The sequence below is a fragment of the Ferdinandcohnia sp. SAFN-114 genome (genome assembly GCF_059415045.1).
Window position 1 is genome coordinate 1 of record NZ_JBPFDQ010000008.1, and the last position, 20,352, is coordinate 20,352.

Below are 20,352 nucleotides of genomic sequence, written 5' to 3' on the forward strand. Positions count from 1 at the left end.
ATAATGTCACAATACTTATCTCAAGTATTGCCATTTTGGAGGTGTTTTATATTGTCTCACTATTTTAGGTTAGTCCACGGATAGGTTTATTTGGCTTCCCTTTATTTGTACCACTCTTTATTTCACCTGAAAAAACCTTCCATTCTGATAAAGATTGATGCTGTTCTTCTGTGTCACACCAAAAGACCATTTGTGATTGTGGATGAAGTTTATGATTTTTCATAAGTTTTTCATATTCCAAGCGAAGTTCCATTTTTTTTCTTTGTCGTGCTCTTTCCTCTTCCTTCTTCCGTTCTTCCTCTTTTCGTTCCATTGCCTTTTTTTGTATTATTTTTTCTAGTGAATTGGCAATATTTTTATCATGCAGTTTTAGATGCTTTTCAAATACATCGGGGAAAACAAACTTTTTATTTTCAGATTCAAAATGGATTTCAATACTAGATTCATTATGCTCAACTATACTACCCAGGCCAAAACGATTGTGTGTAACTTTCTTATTAATTAGATTCATTATTCTAGTCCTCCTTGTAGAATAAAAAAACTCGGTTACTATTAGATAGTAAATTGATCATTTTATTCAACTAGCTTCCTTTCAATCCCACGTAAATGATTGATTTATTCTTCGATTGGTATCAATAACCAATTGTAAGATTATTGTAACATTTTTTTGAAAGTTTTTCAAATTTTCTTATTGACAACTTATTTTATCGTGAGGTAAAATGAAATTTTATATTCCGAAACCATTCGAAAAAGCTATAAAAAAGGGCTTCCCAAAAGTCTTATTACTTTTGGAAAACCCCTATATATGATCATCTGTTGTTAAGCGGAACGAGATAATAGAACCTCTAATAAATGATGGCTGTGGCACTACCCTCTGTATTTGATCGTTAGCCCTTTTAAAAAGTTTCTTGCGAAATTATCTCCGCATTCTTTATAGTTTTTATGTCCTTCTTTTCGTAATAAAGCCCCTAGCTCACCTTTTGTTACCCTTAATCCTACATTATCAAAAATATCTAGCATATCCTCAGTCGTCAAAGCTAGTGCAATTTTGACTTTCTTTAAAAGAAGATTATTCATGTTCCCACTTGTCTTTAGAGTAGGTTCTGCTGGATTAGGCTGTCCTGGTTTAGGTTCCTGCACCCCTCTTTTGTAAATAATAAGGCCATTTAAGAATGAGTCTAACATACTGTGCGTACACTTTATTTGATCTTCATTCTCGTATTCATCCTCATCGTATGTCTTTGTGAGAATCTTTACTACCTCTGGTACCGATACCTCCGTGCCACCAAGTCTAAAAATCTCTGCCATTTCTTTATTTTTTAATTCCAATGCATATCTTAATCGGATTAAAATATCGTTATTATCCATCATTTGACCTCCTTTTTTTCTATTTAACTGTCAGTTACTTCTGTTCCGCTAGTTTTGTGAGGATTTCTTCACAAATTTCATGGGTTTTCAGTGCATCCCTAGCTGTAATTAATGGTACCGAATTTGTGCTGACCGCTTGAATAAAATTAGTTACCATTTGCTCAAAGCCTCTTTTAACCAAGGTTGGCTCCCAATCGCTGCTACGAACCTCACTGTTTTCCATACCTTTCGAAATAACTAAGTTGGATACGTTCATGACTGTTCGCTTTTCGAACGGACCCATAACTTGGGCCATTTCCTCGGTCGTCCCATTATCCCTGTTCATAATACCGACTGCCGTGCCGCCTTTTGATACAAATTGGATCACTACATGGTATAAGAGACCATTTTCCATACGACCGTTCACTATTAAATCTTCCATTGAGTGTGGAAATAAATACCTCATCGTATCCACTACATGAATAAAATCATCGAAAATAAACGTTCTCGGCTCTCCAGGAAGATTATGACGATTTTTCTGGACCACAACCATATTGGGGTGAGATACTTCCTTCAAACTGACATACGAAGGTGCAAACCTACGATTAAATCCAGCCATAAGAATGACCCCTCGGGCTTCTGCTAGTTCAACAAGCCGATGAGCACCTTCATAATTATCCGTGATTGGTTTGTCCACAAATACATGGATTCCGTGCTGTAGAAGCAACTTCACGATTTCTTCATGAGAAGATGTCGCTGAATGGACGAATGCTCCCGTAATCCCACTCTCAACCAAGGATTGGAGGCTGAAGTGAAAATGTTCAAACCTATGCTGGCTGGTAATTTCTCGTAACTTTTCTTGGTTTCTTGTGTAAAAGTGAAACTCAATCTCCTTTAATCCGCTATAAACAGGAAGATAAGCTTTTTGTGCAATATCTCCAAGTCCAATAACCCCCATTTTAATCACTATTAATCCCCCTCTTCGTCTATGTGTCATCGGTCACAGTGAAGACCCGATGAATATTTTAATAATGATAGTAAAACCGCAAACGATAAACAAGATTATACCATTTTAAAAAGCTGGAGACCTAATAGTAGTTAATCGAAAGTAAGAGCATACTGAAATCTAGCCTTTATAAAAATAACAATAGTAGTTATATCGCGACTCCAGATCTTCACCTTAGGAACATATAATCCAAGTAGTTTATTTGAAATAGATAAGACCATGAATTGTTAAAAAACCTTTTAACGAACTCATGGTCTTTCTACAAGTAGCCATCCGTTGATTATTTTGATACCTGCTGCACTCCAGTTTTCACTTCTGCTTATTCCTATACTTTGGTCCGAATTCCCTGAGTTTTATCTTCTAGCTATCATCTCGATTTCAACCTGTGCACCAAGAGGAAGTGATGACACTCCTATAGTTGTACGTGCAGGATATGGCTCAGAAAATTGTTTAGAATATACTTCATTCATCGCTGTGAAATTATCCATATTGGTTAAGAACACATTCACCTTTTGAACATGGTCAGGAGTTAATCCTGCTGCCTCCAATACATTGAAAAGGTTTTTAAAACATTGAGTTGTCTGTTCAACAATATCACCTTCTACAAGCTTTCCATTTTGTGAGTCTACTGGGGTTTGTCCAGATAGAAATAGTAAATCACCTGATTCAATTGCATGTGAATATGGACCAACAGCAACAGCTCCTGGTGCACTAAAAGCCTTTCTTGACATTTAAAACTCCTCCTTTTAAAACAAGATTTTTTTGTAAGATATTAACATCATACTCTCTACATTCCTCTTACCCTAACTAGAGAATCGACAGGGTTTCCTCTCTACCTGCTACTTTTATGAATCGGTTGTTCAACAATTAAAGTCATCCACCCTTTCTTATAATCCGCACAAATATTGCCATAATGAAGTTCAACGATTCTTTTTGAGATCGCAAGTCCTACCCCGTACCTTGGTTATCTTTCCTTGCTTTGTTTCCTCTAAAAAATAGTTCAAATAATTTTTTCACATCATCTACAGGAGCTTTTTCTACCCTATTTGATACTTTCAGTACTGCTTTGCCATGGTCAAAGGTGTTCTCAAATCATGGGATACATTATTGTTGACTTTCCGCTTCAGGTGGACGCTTTCCGCGGGCGTGGCTTGAGCCTCCTCAACGAAATGTGGAGGCGGCTTGCACAGAAACGAGAAAATTGCCGACTAAGAGGCGTATTTTGCCTCTTAAGGAGGAGTTGAAATTCTCGAGTTTCTAGCCACTGAAACTGGACACGTCGCTACTGCTCCTGCGGGTTCTCAAGTCTCACGCTTTTCCCGCTGGACATTGAATTTGCTTCTTTGAAATAACCCACGCACGAAGAAAATGTGAATACATTTTCGAGGAGTCGCCATCTTTCGCTCCAATCTACTAGGTTTGAACTTTATTATCAATAAACCAACAATTTTTTAGAAAAGAGCCTTCTAATAAAACATAAATTGTTTATCTACATAACCTGTATTTTCCCACCTCTCTGTATCAAAATATTCTTCACCTAGTTTTCACCATGTTAAATACGAAATTGATTGCCGGAGCACTAATCGGTTTTTGATATGGAACTATATAAAGGGATGCCCTTCTCTTTTATTAAACATTGAGTTTGAGCAACGAAGGATTTGACACTACTTAATGAATTTTAGAGATTTGAAACTTTTACGAATCCCTTTCGTAAATACATAGAAACCGGCTATTGTGAGGTGATAGTATGAGAGAGATTTTAAAAGGGATAGTTGCTGTACTCGTAGCCTTAGCTTTATGGGATGGAATTAAATACATATGGAATCTTCTGATTTAACATAACAAGAGACTGGGACAAAACCCTCCTTTGAAATGAAAAGGCCTGTGTTATTTACCATGAGTAAAATTTCACAGGCTTTGGTTTTTTCAAAATAAAAAATAAAATAAGGAAAATTAAGTTACCACACCAAATCAAACAGTGGTTTAGTTAAGTCTTTTCAAGGCTTCCTTTTTTTCTTCTTTTCTCCTTTTAGATTCTTTTACATAGTTAATGTAATTCCCTATTCCTTCTATTGCTGATACTGCAATGATGGCCCATTCTAGCGTATTTACATCACTTAGCGATTCCTTTCCGTAGAATAATGTAACGCTAGCGATAAACCCATAGAGAAGGGCTTTAAAAAAATACTCCCAAATAGGTGAATAATCTTCTATATTAATTCTTCCGTATACTTTGTCTATCAAGAATACAACTGCAAAAATAATAACAATCGTTATAATAAATTCCGACCCCATAGTTCCCTCCATAAAAAATTAGTACAAATGCATCATATAGAAATTCTTCAAAAATATCTTTAATCCTCTTATATAACAAAAAAGAACGAATTCCACTAATGGAAATTCGTTCTATTCGTTATAGTAATTCTAAAAACGCGACCGCTCTTTATGTAGAAATGTCTTACACTGTTTTATATTTAGGCTGTTTTCGCAAACTTTGTTGTTTATTATGATTGTTCCGCTTCATGTGGACGCTTTCCCCGCGGGGGTCGCCACCTGCTCCAATCTACTAGGTTTACACATTTATTTTTGAAATCAACAATCTTTTAGAAATGAGCCTTATTTTTTCACTAAAATCGCTGCATTACGCTGATTAAATTTATCATTATGTGAAGAAACCATGGCATAACTCGCCGCATCTGGCTCAATGAATTTCTTCGCACTATTTACAGCTAAAACTGCATCATTAAAGGTCCCGACTAATAAGTAGACTTTATCTGTATAGGATACAATATCGCCTACCGCGTATATCCCAGGTATCGATGTTTTACATTGCCCTTCACTTTCAAATTGCTTATATTCATTTCGTACGGGTGCAATAGAATCACAGAATTCTAGTGAAACTTCCCGATTATAACCGTGACAGACTAATACTTCGTCCATTGTTATTTCATATTCCGTATCATTTTCTTTTAATAAAACACGGTCAATAGCCGTCTTATTTTCATTTGAAATGAGCTTCACTATTTCTGTATGTAATTTAATTTCTACACCGTTCTCTACTAATTTTTTTATTTGTGATTCATGTGCTTTTAATTCATCACTACGGTAAATAATTGTTAGCTTTTTTGCGACTTGCAATAGTTCAACAGCCCAATCAATAGCCGCATTTCCTCCGCCCGATATTAAAATATCTCGATTTCTAAAGCGCTCGATGCCGTTAATTGTGTAGTGAAGGTTAGTCATTTCAAACTTTTCTGCTCCTTCAAGCTCCAACTTAATTGGCTCGTAGATGCCCCCGCCAATTGCTATAATAATAGATTTTGAATAATGCTTCTCCCCTGTATTTGTTGAAATAATAAAATATTCTTCCTCTTTATCAATCCGGTCAACTTTTTGACTTAAACATATGGTCGGTTCAAATGTCATAGCTTGTGCGATTAAATTTTCCACAAATTGATGGCCCAGAATTGGTGGTTGACCACCTACATCCCAAAGTACCTTTTCTAAAAAGATATTTACTTTTCCACCTAAATAGGAATGATATTCGATAATTTTTGTTTTCATGTCTCGCATACCACTATAAAAAGCACTATATAGTCCGGCAGGTCCACCACCTATAATCGTCACATCATATATTTCCATTTGGAACACTCCATTTTGTTTATGAATTTAAATGAGAACTCTTATCAACTAGATTAACGAATCCTGTTTTGAAAGTCAATTGTAATTGATAATAATTCTCAGAAAAGTTATTGACATATGAAAAAAAGTAAGCGTATTATAAATTTATACAAATGATAATGAAAATCTTTATCATTTAACCGGAAAATAAAAAAACTAATTAACAAAGTGAGGCTAATTATAATGAAGAAGCTATTATTTATTATTACTTCTATTTTTATTTTATTTCTAGCGGCTTGTGCCAACGAAAGCACAACCAATGAAGAGGCAACCACTGATAAAGAAAGCGATAGTCAGTATCCAATCGTCATTAAACATGCATTTGGTGAAACAACAATTGAGGAAAAACCCGAACGAGTTGCAACAGTAGCCTGGGCAAACCATGATGTAGTGTTAGCACTTGGTATAGTACCAGTAGGTTTCTCTGCTGCAAACTACGGGATCCAAGATGATTCTGGTTTATTACCATGGACTGCTGATAAATTAAAAGAGCTAGGTGAAGAAAATCCAACCGTATATCAAGATACTGACGGTTTAGATTTTGAAGCAATTGCTGATAGTAATCCAGATGTAATCCTTGCTGCATATTCAGGTATTACAGAAGAAGAGTACGATACTTTAAGCCAAATTGCTCCAGTAGTTCCGTATGAAGAAACTCCATGGGTAACACCTTGGCGCGACCAAGTATTATTAAACGCTAAAGGTATGGGTATGGAAGAAGAAGGTAAGAAATTAGTTGCGGATACAGAAAAGTTAATTGCTGATAAAGCAAACGAGTACTCTAGTATTAAAGGCAAAAAAGCTGCATTCGGTATGTTTAACACAGCTGACTTATCAAGTTTCTATATTTATACACCTGCAGACCCACGTGGTGAATTCTTATCGGATTTGGGTATGGAATATCCTGAAGGTATTAAAGAATTAATTACTGATGACAGCTTCTACATTCAAGTAAGTGCTGAAAATGCAGATGCATTAAACGACACTGAACTATTTATTACTTATGGTAACAAGGATACATTAGCTGCTTTACAAGCAGATCCAATTTTGGGGAAAGTGCCTGCAATTGCTGCTGGTAACATCGTAGTTATAGAAGACAACACACCATTAGCAGCTGCTGGTAACCCAAACCCACTTTCAATTCAATATACAATTGATGAATACTTAACTTTAATCTCAGACGTAGCGAAGAATATTAAGTAGTCATGAAACAGTTGAATGTTGCTATGGAGAAGCAATTTTTCCGGCCAAAGAATTTAGGGAAGTTAACAATTATTCTTTTCATTCTTTTACTATTATTGCTTCTATAGCTTTTGGCTCTCGTTCAATTGGGTGGTCGATAATTCTGGATGGATTATTCCATCCAGAATTAAACGATCATGAATCTAGTGTTGTTCGTCAACGTGTTGTACGAACTATTTTTAGTTTTATGTGTGGTGCTGCATTAGGTGTATCTGGGGCATTAATGCAATCAGTCACGCGAAACCCGATTGCCGATCCAAGTATTTTAGGAGTTAATACAGGTGCTGCATTATTTGTCGTTAGTGGCATTGCCTTTTTAAATATTAGCTCTCCAAGTGAATATGTCTGGTTAGCTATAGCAGGTGCGATTCTTACTGCTATTTTTGTGTTTACAATTGGTTCTCTTGGTTATAACGGCGCTACGCCTTTAAAACTCGTCTTAGCTGGCGCTGCAACAAGTGCTATCTTCTCATCACTCGTAACAGCGATTATGATTCCTCGACAAAATGTTATGGATCAATTCCGTTTTTGGCAAGTTGGAAGCGTTGGAGCTGGTACATGGGATAGTATTCAATTACTTCTACCCTTCTTAGTTGTAGGTATAATACTTGCTATTTTAACTGCACCTGCACTAAATGCGATGGCATTAGGGGATGAGGTAGCGACAGGATTAGGTGCTAAAACAGGGACGATTCGTTTAGTCTCTGCTTTTGCTGGCGTATTACTTTGTGGGGCTGCGACAGCCTTTGCGGGACCAATTGGATTTATTGGTCTATTAGCAACTCATGTCATTCGCTTAATGATTGGGCCAGATTTGCGCTTTGTCATTCCTCTTTCCGCCTTATCTGGTGGGATTATTTTAACCATATCCGATGTTGTAGGACGTGTGATCGCTCGTCCTGGAGAAGTAGAGGTTGGGATATTAACAGCCTTTATTGGCGCACCAATTTTAATTTATATTACGATGAAAGCGAAAATGCGTAGCCTATGATGAACAATGAGACTTTACAAACCATTATTCAATCAAGATCAAAACGTAAACGTCGTTATATTGCGACGATGGTTATCTTAATAATAATTGCCCTTGGATTATGTTGTGCCATGCTCATGCTTGGAAATACGATTTATCCAGTGAAAGATGTCATAGCCGTTTTATTAGGTGAAGATGTTAAGGGGGCAAGTTTTACCGTTGGAACATTACGTTTTCCTCGTTTGTTAGCTGGTCTCCTTGCTGGATTTGCATTTGGAGTTGGGGGTTATGTTTTCCAAACAATGCTGCGAAACCCATTAGCAAATCCAAATGTTATCGGTATTACAACGGGATCAAGTGCAGCAGCTGTATTTTGTATTGTCGTCCTACATGCAAGTAACACAATGATTTCAATTGCTTCAGTTGTAGGTGGATTATTGACAGTTGCGGTTTTATATATTTTGTCGAAAAGTTCTTCTTTCTCAATTGGACGATTAATTTTAATTGGAATCGGGATTCAAGCAATGTTAAATGCCTTTATCTCTTATTTAATGTTAATAGCAAAAACACATGATTTACCGACTGCTCTTCGATGGCTGAGTGGAAGCTTAAACGGCGCAAAAGTTGAAACTATAATGCCTTTACTTATTCTTATAGTCATTTGTACACCGATACTTATCTATTTTTCAAATCATTTGGAAATGTTAGAGCTCGGTGAACAAGCAGCTACATCTTTAGGTGTTTCAACAAATCAAGTTCGTATCATTTTATTAATATCAGCTGTACTGGTTATTGCCTTAGCAACTGCAACAACAGGACCGATTGCCTTTATTTCATTTTTAGCTGGCCCAATTGCCAGACGTATTGTCGGAGTCGGATTCTCTGCACTTATACCTTCAGGGTTAATTGGTGTAATCTTGGTACTTGCAGCAGATTTAATCGGGCAATTTGCTTTTGAGACACACTATCCAGTTGGTGTTATTACAGGGATTATTGGAGCACCTTATTTAATTTTCTTACTAATCAAGTTGAATCGAAAGGGGAATATTTAATGTCTCATACATTACAGACTAAAAACTTACATTCTGGCTATGACCAAAATCTCATTTTAAAGGATGTAAACCTCTCGATTCCTAAAAATAAAATTAGCATTATTATCGGTTCAAATGGCTGTGGAAAATCGACCTTATTAAAAACAATGGCTCGGTTATTAAAACCATCGGATGGCGATGTGTACTTAGATAACAAATCAATTTATGAAATTCCGTCTAAAAAGCTTGCTCGTACGGTTGGACTTTTGCCTCAGTCCCCTATTGTTCCAGAAGGTATTACCGTTGCTGATTTAGTTGGCCGTGGGCGATTTCCGCATCAATCGATGTTTTCAAGTTGGTCAAAAAAGGATTACGAAGCCGTTGCAACAGCTCTTGATATGATGAATATCGCTGAATTTAGCGATCGTCATATTGATGAATTATCAGGTGGACAACGCCAACGTGTATGGATTGCGATGGCATTAGCTCAGCAAACCGATATTTTATTTTTAGATGAGCCAACAACCTATTTAGATATCACTTATCAAGTAGAAATTTTAGATTTATTGAAGGACTTAAATGAAAAGTATGGGACAACAATTGTCATGGTGCTTCATGATATTAACCTTTCAGCACGTTATGCGGATTATTTATTTGCCGTAAAGAATGGGAAACTGATTGCTGAAGGCTCGCCAAATGACATTATCACGAGCGAACTGATTAAAGAAACCTTTAATTTAGATTGCCATATCATAAATGATCCCATTTCTAACACACCACTTGTCCTTCCAATAAGTCGATTTCATAAATAATAAATTATAAGAAAGTAGAATTTGAGGTCGTCTCAAATCCTACTTTTTTTTACTATAGTTTTATGGCTCCCAAAATAATATAAATGCAGCAAGTAGCTTGAGTGTATATGGCAACACATGAGGTGCTAATTATAGCTCCGTAAAAAAGGAGATGATTTAAAAACCAACTTTTTCTAAATACAACCCCTCAGCTTCGGCCATACGACCTGTTTGAATTCTTTCCTTTGATTCAAGAATACTCGGTATTGCAGCCGCATCTTTTTCGCCTAATCCAACTTCAATTAGCGTTCCTACAATTTTTCTCACCATATTGTAAAGGAAGCCATTGCCTCGCACTTTGATTTCGATAAAGCCCTCATTTTCATTTATTTCAAGTGAGTATATTTCACGCACCATCGACTTTTTCTTAGATTTTGCGTTGGAATAGGAAGTAAAGTCATGCTTACCTAGAAAGAATTGAGATGCCATTCTCATTTTTTCAATATCAAGCTTCTCCTCCACATGCATACTGTACTTTCTCATAAAAGGATGTGTATATTGCTCGTTCCATATCTTATACAAATAGGTTTTATCTTTAGCATTATAGCGTGCATGAAATCGATCGTGGGTTAACGTAACATCTACAACGCTAATGTCATTTGGAAGGTATCTGTTTAAATATTGCATAACTTCATCTTCGGATGCATTTTTACGCATCTTAAAATTAGCGATTTGAGCAAGAGCATGTACACCTGCATCCGTTCTTCCAGATCCAATAATTTCAATCTTTTCTCCTGCCAGCTCTGTTAATACATTCTCAATTTTCCCTTGAATCGTATTGTCACTATTACTAAGTCGCTGCCACCCTTTGTAACGTCCACCATCATACTGAATGGTTAATTTATAATTGTTCATTGTTTTCTCCTTAGGTAATGTATTTCTCTATTATTAGATATTCCCTTCATAATGTACTTCATTGAGCTTCACAACTTCAAGTTTGATTATATTCCCATTCAATTTAAATGCCATTGAAAATTATTGATTCCTGTGGATATGTGAATAAGTGTTTGTAGATATGTTGATAATTATCTTTATATTTCGAAGTATGCGAAAGTGTATTATATTAACAAACGAATAACCCTACCTCATAAGAAGTAGGGCTAATGGAGAGAAATCACGAATGTTTGCTTAAGTATATGTACGCTACTTTACTTTCAATCTATTTGAGTGACAGTTATATTCGATATTCCTTAATATATGAATGAGATTATTGAAATAAGGTTTTACAATAAAATCTGTCGCTCCGTTTCTAATCGCATCTATAATAATTGACTTTTGCCCCATTGAGGAACACATAATCACTATTGCATTAGGATCAAATTTTTTAATTTCTATTAATGCGTTAATACCGTTGACTGTAGGCATTGTTATATCCATAAAAACAATATCTGGTAAGGACTTTTTATATTGGATGACAGCCTCTTCTCCATTGCTGGCTTCCGAGATAACTTTATAGTTCTCTTTGACTATCATTTTTTTTAAATAAGTTCTCATAAATAATGAATCGTCAGCAATTAATACAGTTTTTCTCAAGCTCGTCATCCCCTTTTCAACCTATATGCTAATTTTGACGGAATTCATAAAAAAAATGAATCACCTGTTGTTCCTATTCATATAGGAAGGTGTTCTTATTTCTATTATTCGAAGGGTTCCTATACTTTTAATAGAAGGCTATTTTCTAAAAGATTGTTGCTTTTATATGTAGGGTGATTTCCGCTCCTGGTACTCGCTTTCCGCGGGCGATCCGCAAGCCTCCTCAACGAAATGTGGAGGCGGCTTGCACAGAAACGAGAAAATTGGCCGACTAAAGCGCCACGTCCTGTGGCGGAGTCGGCACTAGCACGTCCTGTGCGTCGGAGACTCCGACAAAGAGGCGTATTTTGCCTCTGAAGGAGGAGTTGAAATTTCTCGAGTTTCTAGCCGCTGCAACTGGACAAGTCGCTATGTCACTGCGGGGTCTCGCCTGGCTCGCTATTCCCGCAGGACGTTGAATTACTTCCTCGAAGCTACACCGCACGAAGAAAATGCTTGCATTTTTGAGGATCTCGTACCATCCACTGCAATCACTGATTGGACAATAATATATCCCTTGCATAATCGGATCAAAAAGCAACAAAGTTTACGAAAATAGCCAAATAGAAATAAGGAAAAGGTAGTAATTGAGGTAGTAAAATCCAATTTTAATGGCTATTATAACAATAACCAAACAGGCAAAGTCCAAATTAAACATTTCCTATTTTGGTATATAGGCATCAATAGGGATTTCCTTAAAACCCCAAACTTTATTATATTTCTGCTTCACATAATTTTTAAGCTCTATTATTAATTGCTGTTCAGCAATAACTTTTTTCTTAAAAGTTCAGTTATTTAGAATTAGTGACATTTGGGAAGAAAAAATCGACAACTCGGATCGTTATCTGTAAGACCTACAAAAGAGAGAAAATAAAGAAAGTGAAGACTAAAAAATGGAGGAAACATAATGTCAACTCAAATCAAAATTACTCATACTTTCAACGCCCCGCGTGAACTAGTATTTAAGGCATTAACTGAATCAGAACACCTAAAGAACTGGTGGGGACCAAAAGGATGGGCATTCGAGGTTTCTAAATCAGATTTCAGTTCAGGCGGTGTCTTTCACTATAGCCAAAAACCTGCCGACGGCAACATAATGTGGGTTAAATTCTTATACAATGAAATTATTGCACCAGAGAAAATCATTTACACCAGTTTCTTTTCGGATGAAGAAGGAAACACTGTACGTGCACCATTTGACGCAAATTGGCCTATGCAAACTCTGAATTCCATCACGCTTACCGAAGACGCTGGAAAAACAACACTTACAATGATTGTGGCTCCTGTATCCCCTACTGAGGAAGAGATTAAAACCTTCGAAGATTCAAAAGAGATGGCTCAGGCAGGATATAGTGGAACCTTTAATCAATTAGAAGAATACTTAACAAAAATATAAACCGTTGAATATAACCAAAACAAAAACACCGGCAACCGGTGTTTTTATTACTTAAACTTTTCTTAAACAGTCCAACCAAAAGATTCAGTACAATCCCCACTAAACCATTTATGTTTATCAACTCTTCAATCATAGTTTGAGGGAATCTGAAACAAAAACTTAATTTTCTCCTAAATTTTTTACAGCAATCATCAAAGATTCTAGCTGCGCCTTTTCGAATGAATTAAGAGCCTATCTAAACAATCTTCAGACTAATTTTTTAATGTTGCTCACTTTCCTACTATTTCGACTTCACCGGAACTGCTAACTCAACAACCGCATCCATTGGATTCCCGTTTAATAACATTTCAATGACATACGTATCTTTATACTCAAATTCAGGATGGTTGGGTAATATTTCTCCAAAAAATTGGCGGATTAATTGGTCAAATAAATTTCGACTTGGACCTCCTTTAGCGGTAAGCACGACATATTCATTAGCCGGCAGGACCAATTGTTCCCCATCTTCAGCAACTGTCGTTGTATTTGCTCCTGCGAAATAGGATAAGCTATCACTGCTAGTTGTCCCGACTGCATAACCAATTTTGTCTCTACTTCCAGCCATTAATTCACCGAATTTGCCACTTTTTGCGAGTGACCCGAAGTGTGCTGACTTTTGTTTTGATACTTCATCTACATTCTCCATTGTTGGGAGTGAAATGTTCGTACTATAGCCGGTTAATGTTAATTCACCCATATGTTTTATAGTTAAATTTGTCATATTATCATTCCTCTTTTCTTAATTTATATCTATACTATAATCAACTAACCCTGACAGCAGTCTGTCATATATTTGGAGAAAGTTATGAAAATCGAACGATTAATTAGTATCATTATGATCTTATTAAAGCGAGAATTAGTCTCGGCTACAGAACTTGCTAAAACTTTTGAGGTAACAACAAGGACAATTTATCGCGATGTTGAAACGCTTAGCATGGCAAATATACCTATATATACTGTTCCCGGAAGAGATGGCGGGATTGGACTTATGTCTACTTATAAGGTTGATAAAAAGCTACTAACCTCAAAAGATTTACAAAATATAATAACTGCCTTAAATAGTGTCGAACAATTGATTGAAAGTCCGGAAATCAAATCGACTATGACGAAAATCCGTGCCATGCAAACAGAACGATTGAACGATAAGATGGATTTTTCTTTGCATTTTACAAACTGGCAAGGAACTGAGGAATTGAAGGCGTTAGCGGAGTCTTTACAAGAGGCAATCCGAGACCATTTAATCGTCAAATTCGACTATTACGATGTAAACGGCACACACACTTCCCGAAAAATTGAACCCTATCACTTGATGTTTAAAGGAGAGCGCTGGTATTTACAAGGCTATAGTTATGAACGAGAGGATTTTCGTACCTTTCGATTAGCTCGCATGTCGAATATACAAATTACTAACGAAATATTTCATGCACGTGATTATGTCTTTATAGACAAAATACCAAAAGAAAAGCTCCCCCCATTTTACCCAGTGCGTTTGAAAGCGAATATGCGGGTTCGCGATATCATCATCGAACGCTTTGGCATTTCGGTGATTACACCTTGTGATGAAACAACATACTATGCAGACTTACAACTTCCGAATAATGAGAATGCCTACCGTTTTTTATTACAATTAGGTACGAATGCCCAAATTATTGAAGGTGGTATTTTTGAAAAAGAATTTCGTCATTATTTGCAAAAAGTCCTCAACCTATATGGCCAAAACCTTAAATCAAAAATGGAGGAAAAATAAAACTAAAACCCAATCTGTATACTTGGTTTGAATAAAGATTGGGTTCTTCTTTTTGGAATTGAATTGTTTTCTTAGATTTAAATCATTTAGTTAAAAACTACCTTTTCCATTCACAAATCATAAATAACTCATTCTCTTTTATATGTGCAGTGAGAGTGCCGCGCATTTTAGTCATTAGACTTTTAGCAATTGCTAATCCTAAACCTGTGCTTTTTTCTGTTCTCGTTTTGTCTGCTTTATAAAATCGGTCAAATAGATAATCGATATCTTGTTCACTTAGCTCTTCAGCATTGTTACTTATGATCAGTTGTACAGATGATGCAAGTTTTTCAAGTCGGATGGAAACATCTCCATTTGAATGCTTAATCGCATTGACCACTAAGTTTTCTATCACTCTTTTCACTGCAGAGACGTCACCTATGATATCGATCTCTTCATCTGGAATTTGAAGAACAGGCTCAATGCCTTGCTGTTTGAATTGCTCATAAAAGACGACCAAGACTTCTAAAAGCAATTGGTTCAATGTTATCTTTTCAGGCTTTAATGGATAATCGGCAGACTCTATGACGGATAATTCAAAAAAGTCCTCTAGTAAGGCCTTTAATCTTAACGCACCACTTTTTACAACCTTCGTATACTCTGTTTTTTTCTCCAATGTTAATTCGTCTGATTCTAAAAATTGAATATACCCTAGAATTGATGTCATAGGTGTACGAATATCATGCGAAATATTAGCGATCGCCTGCTTTAATTCATTCTCTTTCCGTCGCTTTTCTGCGTTTGCTTTTTTGGTTACATCAATTTGATTGTTTATTTCTTTCACAAGCTTTTCAATATCCTTATCATAAAAAGCAAGGTCAATTTTCTTTTCAGTCCGATTATTATTTAACTCGTGCAATTGCTTTTTAGCTCTTTTTATTTCCTTTTTTAACAAATAATAACGAGTGAGAACAAATACAGTTATGACTATTGAAGTGACTGCGATATAGACGATGATTCTCACCCGCTTTCCTACTTACTTAATTTCCTTCCTTTGAAACACAAAACTACCGATAAGTCCAAAAACAAGAAAGGTTAAGATGGGTACCAGTATTAACTTAAGTAATTCTCCGGACACAAGATCAAGCTTTGTAATATCTAAATAGAGCTTAAACACTGAATTATTAAAGATTGTTTCAAATAACGAAAACTGTTGACCCAGCATATATAAAATACTGTCGAAAAGTATAAAAAATAAGATTAGAAATCCAATTGTTTTTCCACCATCAGTAAATATTATCGCAGCTAACGCCATCATAGATGCAAATGAAACTGCGTACAAAGCCGTTAATCCTATCGTTCGAAGGATAAAGACTAAATCTGGCATGTCATTAAACCCAGATAAGATCGCTGAAACCCCAGTCATGACAATAGGGAATATCAGTGAAATAATGGCAGCACCTATCGAAAAGACAATTAATTTAGAGGAAAAGATACGAAATCTACTATTACCAGAAGCACACATACTTTTCATTGTACCGATTGAATATTCGCTCGAAATAAAGAAACCTGCAAGAATACATGGAACTAATCGAACAATATAATTATTTCCTCCAAGAGCTGTAAATGTGTATAATTCACTCACGGATACTGGTTCCGCACCAAATACGCCATCATTAAAAAAGATTAGCATTGGATAAAAAGCAGCAGATGCGATTAGCCCAAAGACCAATGTCCAAAATGACCGATCCTTCCTCAGCTTAAATAACTCAAATTTCAATAGATTATCCATGCTGAACACCACCAATCCGATTGGTAAAATACGTTTCCAGGTCTTCACCCATCGGCATAAATTGCTCGATTAATAAACCTTTATCCGTGAGTATTTTTGAAACTTTACTTGGAGCTTCCAGATGAGTGTAAAGCTTAATTGTCCCATCAGGTAATACATCATATTTAGTAGTTCCTAGATCAGTCTCAATGATTGTTGCTGCTCTATCTGGATTATCTACTTTTATATGAATATACTGTTGACATTTTTCATTAAGTTCGTTGGCGGTTAATTGCTCTAACAATTCTCCTTTATGAATAATTCCGTAGTGGGTAGCGAGTAAATGAAGTTCACTTAAAATATGACTTGATATTAAGATTGTAATCCCATATTCATGATTGAGCTTCTTCAATAATTCTCTTATTTCTACAACACCCATAGGGTCAAGTCCATTAATTGGTTCATCGAGAATCAAGAATTCCGGCTCACCTAACAATGCAATCCCAATTCCAAGTCTTTGTTTCATGCCCAATGAAAAATTCTTCGCTTTCTTTTTCCCTGTATCTTGGAGTCCAACAATCTCGAGTGTTTTTTCGATACATTCCTTCCCAGGAATCCCTTTTAATAGTCTGTGTGCCTCTAGATTGTCAGCTGCACTCAAATGCGGATACAAAGCTGGACCTTCTATAATCGTCCCAATTCGTCGCCTTGCCTCAATAAGTTCCATTTCACTACTTTGTCCAAATAATTCAATCTTTCCCGTGGTCGGAAAAGCAAGACCCGTTACTAAACGTATAAGCGTTGATTTACCTGCACCGTTTTGCCCAATAAATCCATAAATAGATCCTTTATTTATCGTAAGATTTACTTTATTAAGGGCTAATTGGTTTTTATATTGCTTTGATAGGCTATTCGTTCGAAGTACATATTCCACCATATCATTTCCCTCCCTTTTGTGATGCTTTTAGTATAGAAAGGAAATCATAAAAAAGAGTTAAGGAAAGTCTTAAGAAAGTCTTAAGTTTGCAATTTATACCCGACTCCCCAAACGGTCTCAATATAGTCTTCATTTGGATTTGCTTTCGAAAGTTTACTTCTGAGGTTACTCATATGAACACTTATCGTATTATCATCCCCATAGTATTTCTCATTCCACACACTCTCAAACAGATTAGCTTTCGTGAAGACTTTCTTAGGAGAGGACATAAGAAGTGTTAAGATGGCATATTCTCGTGCGGTAAAAAGAATCTCTTTTTCATTTACAATTACTGTTTGTGAGTCTGTATTGATTCTAATATCTTTATAGCTTAGCTCTTTTTTATGTGAAGCTTGGTTAAAGCGTCGATATCTGCGTAAATGGGAATCAATCCTCGCAGATACTTCTTCAATATCAAAAGGTTTTGTAATGTAATCATCTGCTCCAGTTCTTAATGCATCTATTTTTGTTTGCTTCTCACTCTTCGCTGATATAATCATGACAGGAACAGGAATTTGCTCACTTATTTTTTCAAGAAGCTCTTCCCCCGACATACCTGGCAGCATTAGATCTAGCAGCACCAAATCCCAAACCCGATTTTCCAAGTAAATCATCGCTTCTGTTCCAGAAAATGCGGACTGAGGCACATACCCACTCTTTCTTATAATGTCGCATAATAATTTATTGATATCATTGTCATCTTCAACAACTAAGATCTTTATTTCCTTCTCCATTTTATCGACACCTTACTTTTATTATTCATGTTTCTTATTTTATAACATACCGATTGTTATAAAAATAGGAACAGCCTAGTAATATGGAGATTTTCACCTTTACTATTATAAGAAACCAAAATGGATTTTATCTAAAAAACACCTCTACTACTAAGTAGAGGCATTATTTTTAGGTTTTATTTGAACGAATATAGATCTAGTTCCAATGTCAGTGAGAATTTGTATTAGTTTTGATTGGAAAAACCACCCTGGATACAAAATTTAATTAATTATCTTTTAACCTAACCATACACTTCACATCTTGATCATTAAAATACCATTCGACGCAATAGCCATTAGGATCAATATCAGAATATGAAATTAGCTCTTCAAAAGCTGTTCCTATACCTTGTGGATCATTTTTAAAGTTCAATACGGTAACGGTTCTGTAGTTACCTCTTTCAATAACGAATGATTCAAATTCATTATTTTCCTCTTCATCTTTTACTAATTCTTCTGCAGCTGCTTTGTACACAATCTTACCATTTTCCGGCCTTGATAAACCGAAGTACCTTCTTTCTTCCGAAAAAGGAATCATTTTATGAAGTTTCTGATGGGCCTCCAAAACTCCATTTGGAAAAGACGTAGCAGTTATACAAAATACGTTAATGTCTTTTTCAATAAAAATCGTTTCCATCCTATGTATTTCTATCTCCTTCAACATCGTTTTTTAATATAGCTTCAATTAAACAATCAAATCTATTTAAAAACACTCTAGCTTATTTCTGAACCACATTCTCTTTCAAGAACACGAACCTAGTCCTCAATCTCCCACGCTGGGTTCCAAACTACTTCCCACAAATGACCATCCGGATCCTGGAAATGACCAGAATAACCACCCCAAAAAGTGTCATGTGCTGGGTCTGTTATTGTTGCACCCGCTTTTTCGGCTTGTTCTAAAACCTTATCTACTTCTTCTTTACTATTTACATTGTGACCAATTGTAAATTCAGTGGGGCTTGCAGGAGCCTGTGTAACTTTTGCCTCATATGCAATATCTTCGCGTTTCCAAATAGCAAGTTTCAAACCTGCTTGTAGGTCAAAAAAGGCAACAGCTCCATGCTCAAATTCCTTACCTATAATACCTTCTGTTGGTAGTCCCAACCCATCACGATAGAAATCTAATGCCTTTTCCAAATCATCTACACCTAATGTAATGACAGTGATTCTTGGTTTCATAAATGAATTCAACCTCCTCAACTTATATTTTAATAGCCATGGAAAGCATCTTTTTTGATATTCTTTTTTGAAATACTATTATTTTGTAAGTAACTAGAGATTGAATCCACCATTGACTTCGGCCCTGCAATCAGATATTGACCATTATTCTGATAAAGAGTAGTTAACTTGTCTATCTCCTGATGTAAGCCATCCCTAGAGTCAAGATACGAGATACGTATTGAATCATTGTTAGCATCAAATTCATCTTTAAACATATACTTCTTTTCACTATCCATATAAAGTAGGTGTATTGGCTTCTTATTACCATTTCCTTCTGCCTCAATTTGTTTTATGATGGATCGATACGGTGTGATTCCAATTCCTCCAGCAATAAGAACCGTAGGATGTTCATCGTTAACATTTAATGAACCTAAAGGTCCTGACATACCGATTGTCATTCCCTGTTTTAGTTCTAACATTGCCTTCTTAAATTCACTTGGGTTATCATTTATTTTCATCGTTAATTTTAAAACATTTTCACTTGGAGCAGCTGCTATTGTAAATGGTTTAGTAGGATTTTTCACTTTTTTATGAGTAATACTAAACAATCCATGCTGTCCTGCTTTCCAGGTTAAATCTTTCTCCTTTTCAAATAAGAAGGTATATACATCATCTGATTCTTTGTGGCTTTCGATAAAGACTAATTGTCTCTTTTTAAATACCGCAATCATATCTTGAAAAAATCCCATTTCACTATCTCCTTTAAGCCTTACAGAAGCCCTCATACACTTTCTAAGGGCTACCCTATAT

Annotated in this window: 20 protein-coding genes and 3 pseudogenes; 6 read left to right on the forward strand and 17 right to left on the reverse strand. The window is 35.9% G+C overall.

The genetic code is table 11. From position 1 onward, the window contains the following. Positions 1-76: 76 nt before the first annotated feature. The 7 genes and pseudogenes from ACR65M_RS03945 to ACR65M_RS03975 all read right to left on the reverse strand — a co-directional run. Positions 77-511 (reverse strand): annotated as a pseudogene (locus ACR65M_RS03945) (malate synthase); the annotation flags it as partial. Positions 512-867: 356 nt separating this feature from the next. Beyond that, entirely contained in the window at positions 868-1,368 is a 501-nt protein-coding gene (locus tag ACR65M_RS03950) for a YehS family protein (protein ID WP_440272597.1), read from the reverse strand. Positions 1,369-1,402: 34 nt separating this feature from the next. Next, positions 1,403-2,305 carry a Gfo/Idh/MocA family protein gene (locus ACR65M_RS03955; RefSeq protein ID WP_440272660.1) on the reverse strand — a complete coding sequence of 301 codons (903 nt, stop codon included), beginning with the start codon at positions 2,303-2,305 and terminating at the stop codon, positions 1,403-1,405. Positions 2,306-2,706: 401 nt separating this feature from the next. Continuing rightward, the gene (locus ACR65M_RS03960) at positions 2,707-3,084 is read right to left on the reverse strand and encodes a RidA family protein (protein WP_341330016.1); all 378 of its coding nucleotides are present in this window, start codon (positions 3,082-3,084) and stop codon (positions 2,707-2,709) included. 101 nt (positions 3,085-3,185) lie between these two features. Continuing rightward, positions 3,186-3,421 (reverse strand): annotated as a pseudogene (locus ACR65M_RS03965) (ATP-binding protein); the annotation flags it as partial. Between the two features lie 915 nt (positions 3,422-4,336). Beyond that, positions 4,337-4,648 carry a hypothetical protein gene (locus ACR65M_RS03970; protein ID WP_440272598.1) on the reverse strand — a complete coding sequence of 104 codons (312 nt, stop codon included), beginning with the start codon at positions 4,646-4,648 and terminating at the stop codon, positions 4,337-4,339. A 321-nt stretch (positions 4,649-4,969) separates the two neighbouring features. Further along, the gene (locus ACR65M_RS03975; RefSeq protein ID WP_121446986.1) at positions 4,970-5,995 is read right to left on the reverse strand and encodes an NAD(P)/FAD-dependent oxidoreductase; all 1,026 of its coding nucleotides are present in this window, start codon (positions 5,993-5,995) and stop codon (positions 4,970-4,972) included. Between the two features lie 222 nt (positions 5,996-6,217). On the opposite strand from ACR65M_RS03975, the gene ACR65M_RS03980 reads away from it, so the two are divergent. The 4 genes and pseudogenes from ACR65M_RS03980 (at position 6,218) to ACR65M_RS03995 (ending at position 10,089) form a co-directional block, all read left to right on the forward strand. Next, entirely contained in the window at positions 6,218-7,237 is a 1,020-nt protein-coding gene (locus tag ACR65M_RS03980) for an iron-siderophore ABC transporter substrate-binding protein (RefSeq protein WP_440272599.1), read from the forward strand. 2 nt (positions 7,238-7,239) lie between these two features. Next, positions 7,240-8,267, forward strand: a pseudogene (locus ACR65M_RS03985) (FecCD family ABC transporter permease). Then, positions 8,267-9,298: a FecCD family ABC transporter permease gene (locus tag ACR65M_RS03990; RefSeq protein WP_440272600.1), complete on the forward strand. Its 1,032-nt coding sequence runs from the start codon at positions 8,267-8,269 to the stop codon at positions 9,296-9,298. Before ACR65M_RS03985 ends, ACR65M_RS03990 begins: the two are co-directional and overlap by 1 nt. After that, positions 9,298-10,089 carry an ABC transporter ATP-binding protein gene (locus tag ACR65M_RS03995; protein ID WP_121446990.1) on the forward strand — a complete coding sequence of 264 codons (792 nt, stop codon included), beginning with the start codon at positions 9,298-9,300 and terminating at the stop codon, positions 10,087-10,089. The genes ACR65M_RS03990 and ACR65M_RS03995 overlap by 1 nt, the downstream gene beginning before the upstream one ends. A 156-nt stretch (positions 10,090-10,245) precedes the next feature. Here the strand turns inward: ACR65M_RS03995 and truA are convergent, their stop codons facing one another. Together truA and ACR65M_RS04005 are read right to left on the reverse strand one after the other, a co-directional pair. After that, positions 10,246-10,983 (reverse strand): tRNA pseudouridine(38-40) synthase TruA, encoded by a 738-nt coding sequence (gene truA, locus ACR65M_RS04000; RefSeq protein WP_440272601.1) that lies wholly within the window; start codon positions 10,981-10,983, stop codon positions 10,246-10,248. A gap of 288 nt (positions 10,984-11,271) precedes the next feature. After that, on the reverse strand, positions 11,272-11,670 hold the full coding sequence (locus ACR65M_RS04005; RefSeq protein WP_440272602.1) for a response regulator: 399 nt from the start codon (positions 11,668-11,670) through the stop codon (positions 11,272-11,274). Between the two features lie 937 nt (positions 11,671-12,607). Here ACR65M_RS04005 and ACR65M_RS04010 point away from each other — a divergent pair. Then, the gene (locus tag ACR65M_RS04010; protein ID WP_341330008.1) at positions 12,608-13,096 is read left to right on the forward strand and encodes an SRPBCC domain-containing protein; all 489 of its coding nucleotides are present in this window, start codon (positions 12,608-12,610) and stop codon (positions 13,094-13,096) included. Between the two features lie 280 nt (positions 13,097-13,376). Here the strand turns inward: ACR65M_RS04010 and ACR65M_RS04015 are convergent, their stop codons facing one another. Then, complete coding sequence (locus tag ACR65M_RS04015) at positions 13,377-13,856, reverse strand: GyrI-like domain-containing protein (RefSeq protein WP_341330007.1); 480 nt, start codon at positions 13,854-13,856, stop codon at positions 13,377-13,379. Positions 13,857-13,940: 84 nt separating this feature from the next. Here ACR65M_RS04015 and ACR65M_RS04020 point away from each other — a divergent pair, with 84 nt between their 5' ends. Next, positions 13,941-14,882, forward strand: coding sequence for a helix-turn-helix transcriptional regulator (locus ACR65M_RS04020; RefSeq protein ID WP_440272603.1), 942 nt, complete (start codon positions 13,941-13,943; stop codon positions 14,880-14,882). Between the two features lie 97 nt (positions 14,883-14,979). Here the strand turns inward: ACR65M_RS04020 and ACR65M_RS04025 are convergent, their stop codons facing one another. The 7 genes from ACR65M_RS04025 to ACR65M_RS04055 form a co-directional block, all read right to left on the reverse strand. Continuing rightward, positions 14,980-15,885, reverse strand: a complete 906-nt coding sequence (locus ACR65M_RS04025; protein WP_440272604.1) for a sensor histidine kinase — start codon at positions 15,883-15,885, stop codon at positions 14,980-14,982. A gap of 12 nt (positions 15,886-15,897) precedes the next feature. Continuing rightward, positions 15,898-16,653 (reverse strand): ABC transporter permease, encoded by a 756-nt coding sequence (locus tag ACR65M_RS04030; protein ID WP_341330004.1) that lies wholly within the window; start codon positions 16,651-16,653, stop codon positions 15,898-15,900. After that, positions 16,646-17,569: an ABC transporter ATP-binding protein gene (locus tag ACR65M_RS04035; RefSeq protein WP_341330003.1), complete on the reverse strand. Its 924-nt coding sequence runs from the start codon at positions 17,567-17,569 to the stop codon at positions 16,646-16,648. Before ACR65M_RS04035 ends, ACR65M_RS04030 begins: the two co-directional genes overlap by 8 nt. An 80-nt stretch (positions 17,570-17,649) precedes the next feature. After that, positions 17,650-18,342 (reverse strand): winged helix-turn-helix domain-containing protein, encoded by a 693-nt coding sequence (locus tag ACR65M_RS04040; RefSeq protein ID WP_121446998.1) that lies wholly within the window; start codon positions 18,340-18,342, stop codon positions 17,650-17,652. Between the two features lie 265 nt (positions 18,343-18,607). Next, positions 18,608-19,018, reverse strand: a complete 411-nt coding sequence (locus ACR65M_RS04045) for a transcriptional regulator (RefSeq protein ID WP_341330002.1) — start codon at positions 19,016-19,018, stop codon at positions 18,608-18,610. Between the two features lie 119 nt (positions 19,019-19,137). Further along, positions 19,138-19,560 (reverse strand): VOC family protein, encoded by a 423-nt coding sequence (locus ACR65M_RS04050; RefSeq protein WP_440272605.1) that lies wholly within the window; start codon positions 19,558-19,560, stop codon positions 19,138-19,140. A 29-nt stretch (positions 19,561-19,589) separates the two neighbouring features. Beyond that, the gene (locus tag ACR65M_RS04055; protein ID WP_440272606.1) at positions 19,590-20,291 is read right to left on the reverse strand and encodes an FAD-dependent oxidoreductase; all 702 of its coding nucleotides are present in this window, start codon (positions 20,289-20,291) and stop codon (positions 19,590-19,592) included. Between the last annotated feature and the right edge of the window lie 61 nt (positions 20,292-20,352).